Source organism: Crossiella sp. S99.2 (genome assembly GCF_023094165.1).
GTDB lineage: Bacteria > Actinomycetota > Actinomycetes > Mycobacteriales > Pseudonocardiaceae > Crossiella.
Genome location: NZ_JALMDK010000003.1, coordinates 270097 through 286036 on the forward strand (window position 1 = coordinate 270097; position 15940 = coordinate 286036).

The 15940-nt window shown below is 69.9% G+C and carries 18 protein-coding genes and 1 pseudogene; 15 read left to right on the plus strand and 4 right to left on the minus strand.

Annotated elements, in window-relative coordinates; all coding sequences use genetic code 11:
- The 9 genes and pseudogenes from MZC64_RS49105 to MZC64_RS12510 form a co-directional block, all read left to right on the plus strand.
- A pseudogene (locus tag MZC64_RS49105) lies at nt 1-1868 on the plus strand (dipeptide ABC transporter ATP-binding protein); the annotation flags it as partial.
- Nucleotides 1869-1981: 113 nt separating this feature from the next.
- Entirely contained in the window at nt 1982-2245 is a 264-nt protein-coding gene (locus tag MZC64_RS12475) for a hypothetical protein (RefSeq protein ID WP_247757097.1), read from the plus strand.
- On the plus strand, nt 2238-2855 hold the full coding sequence (locus MZC64_RS12480; protein ID WP_247757095.1) for a pentapeptide repeat-containing protein: 618 nt from the start codon (nt 2238-2240) through the stop codon (nt 2853-2855). Before MZC64_RS12475 ends, MZC64_RS12480 begins: the two co-directional genes overlap by 8 nt.
- A 24-nt stretch (nt 2856-2879) precedes the next feature.
- On the plus strand, nt 2880-3029 hold the full coding sequence (locus MZC64_RS12485) for a hypothetical protein (protein ID WP_247757093.1): 150 nt from the start codon (nt 2880-2882) through the stop codon (nt 3027-3029).
- A 157-nt stretch (nt 3030-3186) separates the two neighbouring features.
- The gene (locus MZC64_RS12490; protein ID WP_247757092.1) at nt 3187-4302 is read left to right on the plus strand and encodes a phosphotransferase; all 1116 of its coding nucleotides are present in this window, start codon (nt 3187-3189) and stop codon (nt 4300-4302) included.
- A 234-nt stretch (nt 4303-4536) separates the two neighbouring features.
- Nucleotides 4537-5094, plus strand: coding sequence for a sugar O-acetyltransferase (locus MZC64_RS12495; protein WP_247757091.1), 558 nt, complete (start codon nt 4537-4539; stop codon nt 5092-5094).
- 104 nt (nt 5095-5198) lie between these two features.
- A complete protein-coding gene (locus MZC64_RS12500) occupies nt 5199-5603 on the plus strand; it encodes a hypothetical protein (protein ID WP_247757090.1) in 405 nt (134 codons plus the stop codon).
- A gap of 72 nt (nt 5604-5675) precedes the next feature.
- Nucleotides 5676-6548 (plus strand): NmrA family NAD(P)-binding protein, encoded by an 873-nt coding sequence (locus MZC64_RS12505; RefSeq protein ID WP_247757089.1) that lies wholly within the window; start codon nt 5676-5678, stop codon nt 6546-6548.
- A gap of 187 nt (nt 6549-6735) precedes the next feature.
- Complete coding sequence (locus MZC64_RS12510; protein WP_247757088.1) at nt 6736-7536, plus strand: helix-turn-helix transcriptional regulator; 801 nt, start codon at nt 6736-6738, stop codon at nt 7534-7536.
- A 34-nt stretch (nt 7537-7570) separates the two neighbouring features.
- Here MZC64_RS12510 and MZC64_RS12515 read toward each other — a convergent pair whose 3' ends face one another.
- Nucleotides 7571-7936 (minus strand): cupin domain-containing protein, encoded by a 366-nt coding sequence (locus tag MZC64_RS12515; RefSeq protein WP_247757087.1) that lies wholly within the window; start codon nt 7934-7936, stop codon nt 7571-7573.
- A 119-nt stretch (nt 7937-8055) separates the two neighbouring features.
- Here MZC64_RS12515 and MZC64_RS12520 point away from each other — a divergent pair, with 119 nt between their 5' ends.
- Nucleotides 8056-8508, plus strand: a complete 453-nt coding sequence (locus tag MZC64_RS12520) for a MarR family winged helix-turn-helix transcriptional regulator (protein ID WP_247757085.1) — start codon at nt 8056-8058, stop codon at nt 8506-8508.
- A gap of 489 nt (nt 8509-8997) precedes the next feature.
- On the opposite strand, the gene MZC64_RS12525 is transcribed toward MZC64_RS12520, so the two are convergent.
- Entirely contained in the window at nt 8998-9612 is a 615-nt protein-coding gene (locus MZC64_RS12525; RefSeq protein ID WP_247757083.1) for a TetR/AcrR family transcriptional regulator, read from the minus strand.
- An 88-nt stretch (nt 9613-9700) separates the two neighbouring features.
- On the opposite strand from MZC64_RS12525, the gene MZC64_RS12530 reads away from it, so the two are divergent.
- Genes MZC64_RS12530 through MZC64_RS12540 form a run of 3 tightly spaced genes read left to right on the plus strand, consistent with a single transcriptional unit; the run spans nt 9701 to nt 12684 of the window.
- Complete coding sequence (locus MZC64_RS12530) at nt 9701-10363, plus strand: HAD family phosphatase (protein ID WP_247757082.1); 663 nt, start codon at nt 9701-9703, stop codon at nt 10361-10363.
- Nucleotides 10360-11472, plus strand: coding sequence for a phosphotransferase family protein (locus tag MZC64_RS12535; protein ID WP_247757080.1), 1113 nt, complete (start codon nt 10360-10362; stop codon nt 11470-11472). The genes MZC64_RS12530 and MZC64_RS12535 overlap by 4 nt, the downstream gene beginning before the upstream one ends.
- Nucleotides 11473-12684: an acyl-CoA dehydrogenase family protein gene (locus tag MZC64_RS12540; RefSeq protein ID WP_247757078.1), complete on the plus strand. Its 1212-nt coding sequence runs from the start codon at nt 11473-11475 to the stop codon at nt 12682-12684.
- Between the two features lie 58 nt (nt 12685-12742).
- Here MZC64_RS12540 and MZC64_RS12545 read toward each other — a convergent pair whose 3' ends face one another.
- Nucleotides 12743-13387 carry an L-2-amino-thiazoline-4-carboxylic acid hydrolase gene (locus MZC64_RS12545; protein WP_247757076.1) on the minus strand — a complete coding sequence of 215 codons (645 nt, stop codon included), beginning with the start codon at nt 13385-13387 and terminating at the stop codon, nt 12743-12745.
- Between the two features lie 86 nt (nt 13388-13473).
- On the minus strand, nt 13474-14037 hold the full coding sequence (locus MZC64_RS12550) for a DUF1349 domain-containing protein (protein ID WP_247757074.1): 564 nt from the start codon (nt 14035-14037) through the stop codon (nt 13474-13476).
- A gap of 67 nt (nt 14038-14104) precedes the next feature.
- On the opposite strand from MZC64_RS12550, the gene MZC64_RS12555 reads away from it, so the two are divergent.
- Nucleotides 14105-15247: a hypothetical protein gene (locus tag MZC64_RS12555; protein WP_247757072.1), complete on the plus strand. Its 1143-nt coding sequence runs from the start codon at nt 14105-14107 to the stop codon at nt 15245-15247.
- 129 nt (nt 15248-15376) lie between these two features.
- Nucleotides 15377-15937 carry an EF-hand domain-containing protein gene (locus tag MZC64_RS12560; protein WP_247757070.1) on the plus strand — a complete coding sequence of 187 codons (561 nt, stop codon included), beginning with the start codon at nt 15377-15379 and terminating at the stop codon, nt 15935-15937.
- Nucleotides 15938-15940: the final 3 nt, after the last annotated feature.

Consider the following 15940-nt stretch of genomic DNA (forward strand, 5'->3'; position numbering starts at 1 on the left):
ATGACCCTGCTCGAACTCCGCGACCTCACCATCACCTACGCCTCCGCCCGCGGCCCGGTGCCCGCCGTGCGCGGGGTGAACCTGTCCCTGGACGCGGGGCAGACCCTCGGCATGGCGGGGGAGTCCGGCTGCGGGAAGTCCACCGTGGCCATGTCCATCCTGCGGCTGCTGCCCCGCAGCACCACCATCGGCGGCCAGATCCTCCTGGACGGGGAGGACGTCACCGGCATGTCCTGGGGACGGCTGCGCGCGGTTCGCTGGGCCGCCGCCTCGGTGGTGTTCCAGGGCGCGATGCACGCGCTCAACCCGGTGCGGCGCATCGGCGAGCAGATCGCCGAACCCATCCTGCTGCACAACGGCGCGGGTGCGGCCTCCAGCCGACAGTCCGATGTGGACAGAGCAGTGGCCGAACTCCTGGAACGCGTCGGACTGCCCGCCCGGCACGCCCGCGCCTACCCGCACGAACTCTCCGGCGGGCAGAAACAACGCGTGATGATCGCGCTCGCGCTGGCCTGCTCCCCACGACTGGTCATCGCCGACGAACCCACCACCGCCCTGGATGTCATGGTGCAGGCCCAGGTCCTGGACCTGCTGGCCGAACTGGTCGCCGAACGCGGCATCGGCCTGATGATGATCAGCCACGACCTGTCCGTGCTCGCCCAGACCTGCCAGCGGCTGGCCGTGATGTACGCCGGCCGCATCGTCGAACTCGGCCCGTCCCACCAGGTCACCACCGCCCCCGTGCACCCCTACAGCGCGGCGCTCTCGGCCGCTTTCCCCACCGTCGGCGACCCGGCCTCCCGGATGGCCCCGCGCGGCCTGCCCGGCGACCCGCCCGACCCGGCCGACCTGCCCGGCGGCTGCCCGTTCCACCCCAGATGCGGTGTCTCCCAACCGGAATGCGCCACCCAGGACCTCCAGTTGCGGCCCGCCGGACCCGAACACACCGCCGCCTGCGTGCACGCCCACGTCCCCGCCCCGGAGGCCGCCCGATGAGCCCGCTGCTGCGCGCCGAGGACCTCGCGGTGCACTTCCGCTCCCGCAACGGCGCCACCGCCCGCGCCGTGGATGGGGTCAACCTCACCGTCAACGCCGGCGAGATCACCGCCCTGGTCGGCGAATCCGGCTGCGGCAAAACGACTCTGGCCCGCACCCTGCTCGGTCTGGAACGCCCCACCCGCGGCCGGGTCAGCTTCGAGGGCGAGCCGCTGCCGTACACCACCAAGGGCCTGCGCGCCTACCGCCGCCAGGTCCAGCTCGTCCTGCAGGACCCCACCGGCGCGCTCAACCCGCGCCAGACCGTCTACGAGGCCGTCGCCGAGGGCCTGCGCATCCACCGCACCCCCGGCAACGAGGCCGACCAGGTCGCCGACGCCCTGTCCCGGGCCGGCCTGCGCCCACCCGAACGGTTCTTCCGCGCCTTCCCGCACGAACTCTCCGGCGGCCAGCGCCAGCGCGTGGTCATCGCCGGCGCCCTCGCCCTGCACCCCCGCCTGCTCATCGCCGACGAGCCGGTGGCCTCCCTGGACGCCTCCGTCCGCGGCGAGATCCTGGCCCTGCTGCTCAAACTCCGCGCCGACCTCGACCTGGCCGCGCTGGTCGTCACCCACGACCTGGGCCTGGCCTGGAACATCGCCGACCGGGTCGCGGTGATGTACCTGGGCCGGATCGTCGAGGTGGGCCCGGTCGAGCAGGTCCTCACCCACCCCCAGCACCCCTACACCCAGGCGCTGCTCTCCGTGCTCGGCGAGACCCCGACGGTGCTCACCGGCGAGGCCCCCGACCCGACCCGCGTGCCCGGCGGCTGCCGCTTCCACCCCCGATGCCCCGCCCTGGCCAGCGGAATCGCCGACCCGGTGGCCGAGTCCTGCCGCCGCCGCGACCTGCCCATCCTCACCGGCCAGGCCGACATCGAGGTCGCCTGCCACCTGGCCGCCGCCCCCGTGCGCGGCTGAGATCCAGGTCAGGGCATTCTGAACCCGTGCCACCGGAACCCGCCATCCCCGTCGAGCTAGTCCAGCACGCGCTGCGCGCCATGCGCGCCGGCACCTTCCGCGTCGACACCACCCCCGGCGGGGTGACCGTGAGCCTGGTGATGGCGGTCAGCCCCGCCGGCCGCCGCAACGCCGCCGAACGCCTCACCCGTTCCCTGGCCGAGTACAACCTCACCCTGGACGCCCCCGACCCGGTCACCGCCCTGACCGAGAGTCCCACCGGCTTGCGCGTCATCCCCGCCCATGGCTGAGCGCCTCGGCGGCAAACCCGCCCCCGCCACCGACACCACGGTCCACAACCGCGACTGGGACATCGACCAGGACCTCGACGGCCAGACCTTCACCAGAGTCGCCTTCCTCGACGTCGACCTGTCCGAGATGTCCAGCCGCCAGGCGAGTTTTGTCGACTGCAACTTCCGGCAGTGTCGTTTCAACGCCGCCGAGCACACCGGCAGCGCCTTCCTGAACTGCACCTTCACCCGCAGCCGCTTCTTCGACACCACCTTCACCGACTGCAAACTCACCGGCAGCATGTTCGACAACTGCACCTTCGAGCTGTTCAAGGTCAGCGGCGGCGACTGGTCCTACGTCGGCCTCCCCGGCGCCAACCTCAGCCGCGCCACCTTCACCGGCACCCGCCTGCACGAGGCCGACCTCACCGCCGCCCGCCTCCCCGGCGCCACCCTGCACCGAGTCGACCTGACCGACGCCCTGCTGCACCGCGTGGACCTCACCCGAGCCGACCTCCGCGGCACCGACCTGTCCGCCCTGGACCCCCGCAACGCCGAACTCGAAGGCGCCCTGATCGACCCGGAACAAGCCCTGGTCATCGTTACGGCGCTGGGCCTGCGCGTCGGCTAACCTCGAAAGAAAAGGGGTGAGTCCATGACCGAGCACAAGCCAGACCCGAAGTTCGCCACACTCCCCGACCGCATCCCCCTGTCGGAAACCAGCCCCGCCAAGGACACCAGCCGGGCCCCCGACTTCGACGGCGGCAAAACCGAACGCGACATCGCCCTGCACTACCCCGTCTGACCCCCAGCCCCCACCAGCAGCCCACCCGGTCCACCGCCCGATCCCCACACCAGCCAGTCCCGTGCCACCCAGCCGCGCCACCTCGCCAGCCTCACGGCTACGCGCCCGCCCAAAAAACGCGCGCCCTGACCGGCCCCCACCGGCTAGCTTCCCCGCCATGAAATCCCGGCCATCGGACCTGGACGACCACACCCTGCACCAGGCCCTGCAAGCCTGGAACATCACCGCCACCAGCCTCACCCACGCCCCCGTCGGCTTCGGCGACCACCACTGGACCGCCACCGACCAGCACACCCGCCGCTGGTTCATCACCGTCGCGGACCTCACCGCCAAACCCCACTGCGGCCCCACCCCCGCCACCGCCTGGCACGGCCTCCACCAAGCCATGACCACCGCGGCCACCCTCCCCCTGGACTTCATCGCCGCCCCGGTGCCCACCCCCGACGGCGACACCCTCCGCCGCCTCGGAACCCGCTACGCCCTCAGCGTTTTCCCATTCCTGGACGGCACCGCCGGCCACTTCGGCGACCCCGTCAACCGCCCCGACCGCACCGCGATCCTCACCCTGCTGGCCCACCTCCACCGCACCAAACCCCCAGCCACCACCCCAATCTGCCCACCGGCCCTGCCCTCCCGCGCCACCCTCACCGCAGCCCTGACCACCCTGCACACCCCCTGGACCGGCGGCCCCTTCGCCGAACCCGCCCGCGCCCTGACCGCCCAGCACGCCACCCACCTGCACCACCGCCTGACCGAGTTCGACCGCAGAACCGCCACCCCGCATGGCACTCTCGTGATCACCCACGGCGAACCCCACCCCGGCAACCTGATGCGCCTGGAAAACCGCCACATCCTGCTCGACTGGGACACTGTCGGCCTGGCAGTCCCCGAACGCGATCTCTGGCTGGTCGCCCAGGACGATGCGGACCTGGCCCACTACACCGAGATCAGCGGCCGCCCGGTCGATCGCTCGACCCTGGAGCTGTACCGCCTACGCTGGGCCCTCGACGACCTGTCGGCCTTCCTGCACTGGTTCCGCTCCCCTCACACCCGAACCGCGGACACCGAACAAGCCTGGACCGGTTTCACGGAAACCCTGTCCGCGCTCACGGGCACGCCGGGCAAGGCCACCGCGCTCGAAGGCATCATGGCCACGGCCACCACGGCCACCACGGCCGCGGGCGACGCCATCACGGTCTCAGCCACCGCGGCTACGGATGCCGTGGTCACGGATCCGGATCCCATCGCCACGGATCCCACCGCAGCGCCCTGAATGGCACGCTGGCCACCGCACCTAGCCGGTCGAGCCAAGCCCGGTCGCACGACGCCAACCACGCGATCCACGCCGCGCGGCACACACGCACCCTAGTCCGGGCCACACCGGCGCCGGGTGGTCGAACTCCTCCTCCCTCCGCCCCCGAGAGTGGCCGAACTTCCCGGTGCCCGCGCGTTCCCGATCACGGGATCCGAGCCCGCCCGGCAATCTGGCTGGCTAGTGTGGGTGATCATGAGCGAGCAAAAGGAACGCATGCTGCGCGGCGAGCTGTACCGCGACAACGATCCCGTGCTGGTCGCCGAGCGCAGGCATTGCCAGCAGTTGGTGGACCGGTTCAACGCGACCCGCTCCGGTGAGGACGAGGCGCGGCAACAGATCCTGACCGAGCTGCTCGGCGGGATCGGCGCCGGATCGTGGATCATGCCACGGTTCCAGTGTGACTTTGGCTACCTCATTCGCATGGGGGACAACAGTTTCATCAACTACGACGCGATCCTGATGGACTGCGCGCCGATCACCATCGGCAACGACGTGTCCATCGGCCCGCGGGCTCAGCTGCTCACCTCGTTGCACCCGATCGAGGATCACGAGCAGCGGCGGCAACGCTGGGAGACCGCGGCACCGATCATCATCGGGGACAACGCCTGGCTCGGCGGTGGGGTCATCGTCTGCCCCGGCGTGACCATCGGCGCGAACACCGTGGTCGGCGCGGGCAGCGTGGTGACCAGGGATTTGCCCGAGCGGGTGCTGGCCGTCGGCAACCCGTGCCGGGTGATCAGGGACTTGTGAGGTCCTGACCTGCGGCATTACCTCTGAGGTAATCGACAGCTTGACCTGTGACGGGAGATCGTCATGTCCACAAGGACAGCCGAACTTCCGATCAAGGAGTCACGATGACCACTCAGGTTTCCGCCGCCACCGCCAATCCCACCGGTCTGCTCCGCCTCGCCCTGCGGCTGGACGCGGTGGCCTCCGGCGCTATGGGTGTGCTTCTGCTGCTGGGCAGCTCCTTCCTCGCTGAGTTGCTGGGCCTGCCCGCCGGACTGCTGCTCGGGGCGGGTGTGGTGCTGGTCGTGTTCGCGGCCGGGGTCGCCACCGTGGGGATGCGGCGGCAGCTCAGCCGGGTTGGTGCCTGGGAGATCGTGGTGATCAACGCACTGTGGGTCGCGGCCAGCGTCGCGATCGCCGTCACCCTGCCGACGACCAGCTTGGGAGTAGCGTTTGTGCTGGTCCAGGCTGCGGCGGTAGCGGTGTTCGCGGAGCTGCAGGTGATCGGGCTGCGCCGGTCCGCCCGCTAGTCCCGTGACTTGTCCAGGGCCTCGGTGGTCGCTACAGTGGCGCTCCATTCAAACTTGAGTAATGGGGGAGTCATGCGGATTCTGGTCACCGGGGCCAGCGGAACCGTCGGCGGCGAGGTACTGCGGCAACTGCTCGCCGCCGGGCACACGGTGCGAGCACTCACTCGGGATCCGGGCCGGGCCGGCCTGCCCGAGGCTGCCGAGGTCCTCCGCGGGGACCTGACCGCCCCGGAGACGCTCACCGGGGTGTTCGAGAACGTGGATCGGCTCTTTCTGGCACCTGCTTTCGCTGTGTCGGCAACGGTGAACGACGTGCTGGTGACCGCGACCGCCGCCGGTCTGCGACGGATCGTGACGCTGTCCTCGGGTGCGGTGGTGGAGGACGAACCCGGCTACGGGGACGCCGACTACCACCACGCCGACGAGGTGACCGTGGAACAGGCGGTGGAGGCCGCCGGGGTTGAGTGGACACACGTGCGGGCCGGGGAGTTCATGGCCAACACACTGGACTGGGCACCCGCCATCCGGACCACGGGTGTGGTGCGCTCGCCCTTCGGCAAGATCGCCTCCGGAATGGTGCACGAGGCGGATATCGCCGCGGTCGCGATCGCGGCGCTCACCGAGGACGGACACCACGGCGCCAAGTACGTGCTCACCGGACCCGAGCTGATCACCCCGCCGGAGCAGGTCGCCGCGATCGGCGCGGCGATCGGGCGCGACCTGCGCTTCGAGGCGATCAGCCCGGACCAGGCGCGGGCGGACTGGCTGGCCCAGGGCTATGGCCGGACTTTCGTAGAGTGGATGCTGGGGCCAGAGGACGCTCCTGTCTCCGAATCGGATTTGGTGGGGGCGGCGGAGTTGACCGATGACGTCGAGCGGGTGCTGAACCGGCCCGCTCGCACCTACGCGCGATGGGCGGCCGATCATGCCGACGACTTCCGGTAGGCGGGGGCCGAGGAGTCCCGCCCGAGACAGTCTCACCCGTGACAGCCGCGGCGAGCCGGCCACCGGCGGCAGGACCGCCGCGGCCAGGAATGGCTGGCACGAAGGCGACGCGACCGCGGTGCCGCCGTCCGCCTCGGTCACGACCCTCACGGGCACGGTTCAGCGTTCCCGGCCTGGACCAGGTCGTGTGGCCACCACGACCCAGGCCACGCGGCCGGTCGGCGAACTGCTCCGTGAGTGGCGGGACCGCAGGCGGCTCAGCCAGCTCGAGTTGTCGGTGCGGGCCGACATCTCCACCCGGCACCTCAGCTTCGTGGAGACCGGGCGATCCAAGCCAAGCCGGGACATGCTCCTGCACCTGGCCGAGCACCTGGACCTGCCACTACGGGAACGCAATCACCTCCTTCTCGCCGCTGGATACGCGCCGGTCTACGCCGAGTCGGCACTGGATTCGCCGCACATGACCGCGGTCCGGACCGCGGTGCGGCAGATCCTCACCGCCCATGAGCCTTACCCGGCCGTCGTCGTCGACCGGGCCTGGACCATGGTCGAGGCCAACACCAGCATCGGCGTGCTGACCGAGTCGGTGCGACCGGACCTGCTGGTGCCACCGGTGAACGTGCTGCGTGCCAGCCTGCATCCCGAAGGGCTCGCGCCGCGGATCGCGAACCTGGGGGAGTGGCGGGCACATCTGCTGGGCCGGCTGCGGCGGCAGGTGGCGATGACCGCCGATCCGGTGTTGACCGAGTTGTACGAGGAACTGTCCGGCTATCCGTGCGCCGAGCCGGAGCCGGAGATCGAGCTGCCCGGACCGGGCGAGGTCGTGGTGCCGCTACGCGTGCGCCACGAGGGCCAGGAGCTGACCTTCTTCAGCATGGTCGCCACGTTCGGCACACCGGCGGACATCACCGTCTCCGAACTGGCGATCGAGTCGTTCTTTCCCGCCGACGAGGCGACCGAGACCGTGTTGCGCGCGCGGCGGGGTTGACCGACTCAGTTGATCGGGTTCATCGTCTGCCTCCTCACTGCGCCCACGGGGGCGCGAACACCTGACCGTTCAGCTCCGTCGAGATGCCCGCGCTCGTGCACACCAGGACCGAGAGCGGGCACTCGGCGGTGTTGCGTAAGGCGAACAGCTCGCCGGGCGCGATGGTCAGCGCCATGCCCGGCGGGACCACCCGTTCGACCCCGTCCACGGTCGCGGTCAGCGGGCCGTCCACGGGCACGAAGACCTCCTCACGATCGACCGTGTGCGCCTCGCCCGCGCTGCCGGCGCCCAGCTCCAGCCAGCACACCGCCAGCTCCCGGCCGCCGAGGCTCGGGGTGGAGACGGGATGGAATGTGTTGGCGCCCAGGGAGAACGTCGGTCCGGGGTAGGTCCTGTTCATCTGTCCCTCCAGCGAGATGGTCAAGCGGCTTGTCGAGATTGAAGGTAAAGCAGCTTGACCACATCGCGCAAGTCGGTGTTGAATGCAGACGGGCGAACGAGCGGATCTAGGGTGGCGCCATGGCCGAGAGGCAGCTTCCCGTGACGCTCGCGATGGTGTTCCGGTTGATGAACGACCGCGTGCACGCGCGGATGGACGAGCAGGGATATCCCGGGCTGCGGCCCGCCTACGGATACGCCTTCAACTTCCTGTCCCACAACCCCACGACGACCGCGGTGGCGCTGGCCATCCATCTTGGGGTCACCAAACAGGCGGCGGTGCAGCTCGTCGAGGAACTGGAGAACCAGGGCTTTGTGGCGCGGCGCCCACACCCGGGCGATGGCCGCGCCAAGATCGTCGAACTGACCGAACGAGGCAGGCAGTGCATCCAGGAAGTCGAGCTGATGTGGCTGGAGGAGGAGGAACGTTGGGAACAACTGGTTGGTAAGCAGGCGCTGGAGGAGGTGCGATTCGCGCTCTGGGCCTACGTGCGAAATTCAGAGCGACCGGTCGGACTGCGACCACTCTGGTGACACGTTCCGGTGGCGAGGGCCTGAGCTGACGGGCCGGTGACCGTCGTGGACATGACCGTCAGCGCGGACGGCGGTCAGGGCGGCGGGCGGCGACCAGGCTGACGAAGGGCCAGTGCGGTGCGGGCCGTGCTGGGCTGGGTTCCAGGGCGCTTCCGCCTGGCGGATCGTCGTCGCTTGTTGGACTGGCGCAGGGCTGGGACTGGCGGCGTTTGGCCGAGTCAGGTGCGTCGGCGCGACTTGCTCGGGCAGCGACTGGTCAGGGCGTGGCTGGTCGCGAGCCACTGTCGCAGGTCAGACCTGCGTGGCGGCGGACATGATCGAGTTCGCCAGAGTCGCGCACTGGGTGAGTGGTCTCGGTGGATTGGTCGAAGGCCGGATCGGCCTAGGCCAGGGCGGCGGGACTGTGCAGGCGGTGCCGAGCCGGAGCTGGAGCCTGTGCCGAGCCGGAGCCTGTGGCGGGCTTGGCTGAGGTGACCTCGCCGGTGCTGCTCAGTTGGCCGGGGTGACCGGGCGGAGTGAGCTGAGCAGCAGCTCGGTGAAGTCCGCGCCGATCTCGGTGACGCTCTTCGGGCCGCTTGGGCGGTACCAGACCGCCATGTGGTGGATGGCGCCGAAGAAGGAGTGCGTCACCAGGTCCGCCGAGATGTCCGGGCGGAACTCGCCGGCGCGCTGGCCTTCTTCGACCAGGCCACGGAAGCGCTCGTGGTAGCGGCGGCGTTCGGCGCGGACCGTGGCCAGGGTGGTCGGCGGGAGGTGGTGCATCTCGCGGAAGAACACCGTCACCTCGCGCAGGCTGTTCGCGCTGCTGGTCACCACGTCCTCGGCGGCGGCGCGCAGGCGTTCGGCTGGCGAGCCGGAGCTGGTCGCGATCTGTTCGAGGCGGTACGTCTGCAGGAACAGCAGGCGCCGGTAGACCTCGTGCAGTAGCTCTGCCTTGGACTTGAAGTAGTGGTAGAGCCCGCCCTTGGTCACCCCGGCGGCGTCGGCGATCTCCTGGACCGAGGTGGCCGGGTAGCCCTTGTCGGCGAACAGGCGCGTTGCGGCCTCGACCAGTCGTTCCGGGACAAACCGGTCGGTCGGTGCGGACTCGGATCGTGCTGACACAGTGCTGATACTGCCACTAACTGGGGTGATTCACTGCACCCGATGAGCGGCATTGCCGACATTCCAACCGGTCGGTAACCTCCGTGGGGTGGCATTGACGGACACCCGAGAGATCGACGCGCTGGTGGTGGACTACGGCGGGGTGCTGACCACCTCGATCCGGTCGTCCTTCCGCGACTGGTGCGAGGCCGACGGCATCACCCAGGACAGCCTGCGCGGCTTGCTCGGCGACTGGCTGGGCGCGCGGGCCGAGCCCGGCAACCCGATCCATCTGCTGGAGACCGGCGAGCTGGACACCGGCGAGTTCGAGCGGCATCTGGCCGCCCGGCTCACCTCCGTGGACGGCCGGGCCATCGACTCGAAGGGACTGATCCGGCGGATGTTCGCCGGGGTGGGTCCGGATGAGGCGATGCTCGACCTGTTGCGGGATGCCCGCGAGGCCGGGCTGCGTACCGCGCTGCTGTCCAACAGCTGGGGCGGCGGCTACCCGATGGAGCGGCTGCGCGAGCTGTGCGAGGTGATCGTGATCAGCGGCGAGGTCGGGCTGCGTAAACCCGACGCGGCGATCTACGAGCACACCCTGGAGCGGCTGGGGCTGCCCGCGGGGCGCTGCGTGTTCGTCGACGACGCGGAGCCGAACGTGCTGGGTGCGCGGGCGGTGGGCATGCACGCGGTGTGGCACACCGACGCGGCCAGCACCATCGCGGCGGTGACGGCGCTCGCGCCGGCGCTGGCGGGAGGATCGGCATGAGTGGACCGGAGAACACGGGCAAGCCCAGGACCCTGGAGGGGTCCGGAGCCTCCGCGGGCGAATCCTCCGGAGTCCCCGCGGGCGGATCAGGGGAGCTGCCGGGCCTTGATCTCGGGCGATTCCGCGCTTACCTCGACGAGCAGCGGCCCGGACTGCGCGCCGGGGAGCTGACCGCCGAACTCATCGCGGGCGGGCGGTCCAACCTGACCTACTCCGTCAGTGACGGAGTGCACGACTGGGTGTTGCGGCGGCCGCCGCTCGGGCATGTGCTGGCCACCGCGCACGACATGGGCCGGGAGTACCGGGTGATCACCGCGTTGCGGGACACCGCGGTGCCGGTGCCCACCACCGTGCTGCTCTGCGCCGATCCGGAGGTGCTGGGCGCGCCCTTCTACCTCATGGACCGGACGCCTGGGCAGGTGTTGCGCACGCGGTCCGACGCCGCCTGGCTGCGGCCGGAACAGGCTCGGGCGTTGTCGCTGGAACTGGTGGAGGTCCTGGCAGACCTGCACGCCGTGGCGCCCGAGTCGGTGGGCCTGGCGGATTTCGGGCGGCCGGACGGGTTCCTGACCCGGCAAGTCAACCGGTGGAAGAAGCAGCTGGACGCCTCGCGGAGCAGGGAACTGGCCGGGATCGACGACCTGCACGCCCAGCTCGGCGCGCGGATCCCGGAATCCGGAGCACCCGCGATCCTGCACGGCGACTATCGGCTGGGCAACGTCCTGGTCGGCGCGGATCCGCTGGGCATCACCGGAGTGCTGGACTGGGAGATGTCCACCCTGGGCGATCCGCTGACCGACCTGGGACTGCTGGTGGTCTACAACCACGACCTCGGCGCGGCCGGTGAGGAGATCTCCGGCAGCAACTCCGTGCCCGGACTGGCCGGCACCGACGAGCTGATCGCGCACTACGCCCAGCACGGCGGCCGCGACGTCGGCCGGCTGAACTGGTACGTGGCGCTGAGCTTCTTCAAGCTCGCAGTGATCGTGGAGGGCATCCACTTCCGGTTCGTGGCCGGCAAAACCGTCGGCGCGGGCTTCGACAAGATCGGCAAACTCACGCCCCTGCTGGTGAGCAGCGGGCTGAACGCACTGGCAGAGGAGAGCTAGATGGACTTCGCCCTCGACGAGCGGACCCTCGAACTGCGCGAGAAGCTGCTGGCGTTCATGGATTCCCACATCTACCCGGCCGAGCAGGAGCTGCTCGGCAAGGACGTCGCGCCCGGCGCGGAGTGGGACCGGCCGTCGGTGATGGAAGACCTCAAGGAGGAGGCGCGCAGGCGTGGCCTGTGGAACCTGTTCCTGCCCGGCGCGCACGGCGCGGGGCTGACCAACCTCCAGTACGCCTCGCTGGCCGAGATCACCGGCCACAGCCCGAGCCTGGCCCCGGAGGCGCTCAACTGCGCCGCGCCGGACACCGGCAACATGGAACTGCTGGCCGAGTTCGGCTCCGAGACGCAGCAGCGGCGGTGGCTGGAACCGTTGCTGGGCGGGCAGATCCGCTCCGCGTTCTGCATGACCGAGCCGGAGGTGGCCTCCTCTGACGCGAGCAACATCGCCACCCGGATCGAGCGCGACGGCGACCATTACGTGGTCAACGGCCGCAAGTGGTACGCCTCCGGTGCGATGAGCCCGGACTGCGCGGTGCTCATCGTCATGGGCAAGACCGACCCCGGCGCGGAACGGCACCGCCAGCAGAGCATGATCATTGTCCCGTCGGACACCCCCGGCGTGGACATCAAGCGCGGCATGCACGTCTTCGGCTACACCGACGGCGCGCACGGCGGGCACGCCGAGGTGGTGTTCACCAACGTCCGGGTGCCCGTGGAGAACCTGGTCGCCGGCGAGGGTGACGGGTTCGCCATCGCGCAGGCCCGGCTCGGGCCCGGCCGGATCCACCACTGCATGCGCCTGGTCGGCATGGCCGAGCGTGCCCTGGAACTGATGTGCCGGCGGGCACTGGACCGGGTCGCCTTCGGCAAACCCCTGGCCGAGCAGGGCGTGGTGCGGGAGTGGATCGCCGAATCCCGGGTGCGCATCGAGCAGACCCGCCTGCTGGTGCTCAAGACCGCGTGGCTGATGGACACCGTGGGCAACAAGGGCGCGCACACCGAGATCCAGGCGATCAAGATCGCCACCCCGCGGATGACCGAATGGGTGGTGGACAAGGCGATCCAGGCGCACGGCGCGGGCGGGGTCAGCCAGGACCTGCCACTGGCGCACCTGTGGGCCCAGGGCCGCACGCTGCGACTGGCCGACGGTCCGGACGAGGTGCACCTGGCCTCGCTGGCGCGGCGGGAACTGAAGAAGTACAAGGGCTAGACAGTGAGGAACCGGGTCCGGAATGTCCACAATGGACATTCCGGATCCGGTTCTGGGCTCAGCTACGCCGGAACGAGAACGGGCAGTGCGTGCCGCCCAGGCCCAGCGTGGTCGACCGTTCGAAGGTCAGGCCGTGCCGGTCCGGATCGATCGCGCCGATCCAGCTCTCGTCGAAGGCGCACAGCGCCGGCGTCAGCTCCGCGGCATCGTGCGCCTTGAGCACCTCGTGGTAGAAGCACTGCCGCACTTCCAGCAGATACTCGCGGTCGTCATCGGCCGCGCGGTGGAAGGCGAAACCGGCGCCGAAGGCGTGTTCCTCCCGGGCTTTGCTGATCGCGACCATGGTGCTGAACGCGTCCTCGGCGTAGTCCAGGGCGTACCGGGTGCCCTGGGCGATCTGCTCGGCGAGCGGCTCGGCCAGCGCACGCCGCACCAGCGTGTGCCGGTCGATCTCGCCTGGCAGCAGGCGGAAAGCGGCCACCACCATGGTGGTCAGCGCGAGGTTGTGCCGAGCCGCCTCATCCACGATCCGATGGGACTGGGCCGCGGCCAATTCCGCGCCCAGCGCCCTGGTCGCGGCCGGGTCGAACCCGGGGACCCGCTCGGCGAGCCAGGTCAGGAAAGCCTCGATCAGCGGCGGAATCTCGACCGCGGGATTCGGCACATAGGCGGCGTCGAGCGAGTCGAACTGGTTGGTGGACATACTGGTCCTCTCTCAAGGTCCCAGCGCGCTCCACCAACCGACCTGGCGCTGACTAATGGTTGACGTCGGCCACTATGGCACAGCCTCTAGGTGCTCAGGGTGAAATCGGTGAAGGTGGCGGTGAACCCGGTGCCGTCCGGGGAGGCGCACATCGGGCCGACCCAGGCCGGCCGTTTCGGCGGCAGGTAGGCCAGGCGCAACATGGTCTCCGGGGCCGCGCCGTCCACGCCGTAGCGCACGGTCACCGCGTCGCCGGAGCGCTCCACCGACAACCGCACCTCGCGCAGTCCGCTCGGCGCGGGCAGCACCGACCAGTCGGAGAACTCCCTGGTGGCGACCGCGCTCAGCCACAGCCGGCCGTCCAGCTCAATGCCGGTCTTGATCCAGTTCCGCTCGTCGAGGCGGATCATCAACCCGGCCTGGTCGTAGCGGTCGTGGTAGTCGCCGCGGAAGGTCACCGACGCGGTGAAATCCCCGGCGACCCGGCGGCCGAGAAAGTGCCCGGTGTCGCGGATGAAACCGTAATGGGTGACGCGCCAGAAGTCGGTGTCCGATGCCGTCCGCACGGTCAGCCGCCCGTCCGCCACACTCCATTTGGGTGGCTCGTTGAGCCAGGCCCAGTCGCTGCTGCCGAAGTCCGCCGCACTCATCTCGCGATCCTAGGGTGGCGGAAACTCGGTTGGCTCCGGCCGGACGGCGGGAGCATGATCGGCGGCGATGGCTACCGAGTCCGTTCTGGTGAATTTCGTTTATGCCCACAACGTCGGCCACGCGATCGAGGCGTTGCACTACGCGCACGGCTACCACCTGGCCGATCCGGATCGGCGGATCGCGTTGGTGCTGAACAAGAAGACCCCGGTCGAGCTGGCCTCCTGCTGTGACTGCGTGGACCAGGTGTTCGAGGTCGAGGTGGACCTCTTCGACGGCGAGTTCGACGCCGCGGCCGCGCTGGCCGGGACCCCGCGGGACTGGGACTGGGTGGTCGGCGACCTCCGCGGCACCCAGGACGTCCAGCGGGAGCTGTTCCCCGGCCTGGCCCGCTACTACGACACCGCCGCCACCCACTTCCGCGCGGTCAAGGGCACCGGCTACGCGGGCCTGGTCAAGATCGGCCCGTCCTACCTGCCCCACCAGGAACTGCGCCTGCGCCTGCCCCAGGCCGAGCTGGACCGGGGCGCGGCGCTGCTGGGCGACGCGCCGGTGAAGATCGCGGTGCTGCCCGGCGGCAGCGCGCCCCGCGAGTACTACCCGTCGATCGCCTCCTGGGAGCTCATCCTCGGTGGGCTGGCGGAGAAGTTCCCTGGCGCGCGGTTCTGCTTCCTGGGCAAGCTCGACACCGGGGACGGGCGCACCGGCACCAGCTTCGGCGCCGGCGAACTCGACCGGTTGCGCACCGCCTTCCCCAGTGTGGCCGCGGTGGACGTGCCCCTGGTCGAACAACTGGGCGCGCTGGCCTCCTGCGACCTGCTGGTGTCCCCGCACTCGGGTTTCTCCTTCACCGCGGGCACCCTCGGTGTGCCGTGGCTGGCGCTGTCCGGGAACCGGTGGCCCGAGTACTACTTCAACGGCGTGCCGTTCTACTCGGTGCTGCCCGACCAGGATCGGTTCCCCTGCTACAGCATGTTCGCCGCCGATCCCGACCTGGTCGAGGAGCCCGGCGGGCCTCGCGCGCCCAGCATGAGCCAGGCCCGATTCGCCGCCGATCTGCCGGAAATCGTGGCCGGCGCGGAGCTGCTGCTGGGTGACTGGAGCTATCCGGATGCGCTCAGTGACCACTTCCAGCGTCTGAGTCGCCGTTTTCCCGACTGGAGCACGTGGTTCTTCGCCATTGATGGCGTGCATCTTCCGTTCATAAGCTGATCGGGGAGTCCACGTTCACCTGATGCGGGCGGATGACGCGGTTGACCCGCTCAGCGCTCGAACACGTCACTGAGTCTTGGCATGCTGTATCTCTGCGTGACCAGTTCGCCACGGCTTCAGGAGACGACCATGCTCAGTGCGTTGCAGCGCGAGAACATCGGCGCGCTGTTCGACGTGTTCGACCACAGCGGTCTCGGCCGCATTGAGTGGGCGGACATGGAGCGCATCGCGCTGACCGTGATCGCCCGCCTCGGGATGACCGTCGAAGACCCGAAATGCGTGCTCTACCTGCAGGCTTATCGACGGTGGTGGGCACAGCTGCAGCACGACGCCGGCCACGGCGACATCGGCAGGGTGGACCGGCCCTCGTTCATCGCCGCTTTCGAGAAGGGCATGATGGCCGAGCCCGGGTACCTGGACCGGGTGCTCTCGGTCGGACTGACCGCTTTCGACGCGGCGGACACGGACGGTGACGAAGTTCTCGATGAGGAGGAGCTGGTCACGCTCTACGTCGCCAGCGGCCTGCCCAAGGAGGGCGCGACCGCGCTGTTCCAGCAGATCGACACCGACGGCGACGGCAAGATCAGCCGCCAGGAATGGCTCGCGGCCAGCCGCGAGACCTACGTCGGCGACGATCCCGAAGGTGTCGGCGCCAGCACCCTGGCGCAGAACTGGCTCGCCCAGACCTGACCG

Bases quoted from the DNA above. Each gene is read 5' to 3' on its own strand.
- MZC64_RS12480 (WP_247757095.1), top strand. From the start codon at position 2,238: ATGGCTGAGCGCCTCGGCGGCAAACCCGCCCCCGCCACCGACACCACG.
- MZC64_RS12485 (WP_247757093.1), top strand. From the start codon at position 2,880: ATGACCGAGCACAAGCCAGACCCGAAGTTCGCCACACTCCCCGACCGC.
- MZC64_RS12490 (WP_247757092.1), top strand. From the start codon at position 3,187: ATGAAATCCCGGCCATCGGACCTGGACGACCACACCCTGCACCAGGCC.
- MZC64_RS12495 (WP_247757091.1), top strand. From the start codon at position 4,537: ATGAGCGAGCAAAAGGAACGCATGCTGCGCGGCGAGCTGTACCGCGAC.
- MZC64_RS12500 (WP_247757090.1), top strand. From the start codon at position 5,199: ATGACCACTCAGGTTTCCGCCGCCACCGCCAATCCCACCGGTCTGCTC.
- MZC64_RS12505 (WP_247757089.1), top strand. From the start codon at position 5,676: ATGCGGATTCTGGTCACCGGGGCCAGCGGAACCGTCGGCGGCGAGGTA.
- MZC64_RS12515 (WP_247757087.1), bottom strand. From the start codon at position 7,936: ATGAACAGGACCTACCCCGGACCGACGTTCTCCCTGGGCGCCAACACA.
- MZC64_RS12520 (WP_247757085.1), top strand. From the start codon at position 8,056: ATGGCCGAGAGGCAGCTTCCCGTGACGCTCGCGATGGTGTTCCGGTTG.
- MZC64_RS12535 (WP_247757080.1), top strand. From the start codon at position 10,360: ATGAGTGGACCGGAGAACACGGGCAAGCCCAGGACCCTGGAGGGGTCC.
- MZC64_RS12540 (WP_247757078.1), top strand. From the start codon at position 11,473: ATGGACTTCGCCCTCGACGAGCGGACCCTCGAACTGCGCGAGAAGCTG.
- MZC64_RS12545 (WP_247757076.1), bottom strand. From the start codon at position 13,387: ATGTCCACCAACCAGTTCGACTCGCTCGACGCCGCCTATGTGCCGAAT.
- MZC64_RS12550 (WP_247757074.1), bottom strand. From the start codon at position 14,037: ATGAGTGCGGCGGACTTCGGCAGCAGCGACTGGGCCTGGCTCAACGAG.
- MZC64_RS12555 (WP_247757072.1), top strand. From the start codon at position 14,105: ATGGCTACCGAGTCCGTTCTGGTGAATTTCGTTTATGCCCACAACGTC.
- MZC64_RS12560 (WP_247757070.1), top strand. From the start codon at position 15,377: ATGCTCAGTGCGTTGCAGCGCGAGAACATCGGCGCGCTGTTCGACGTG.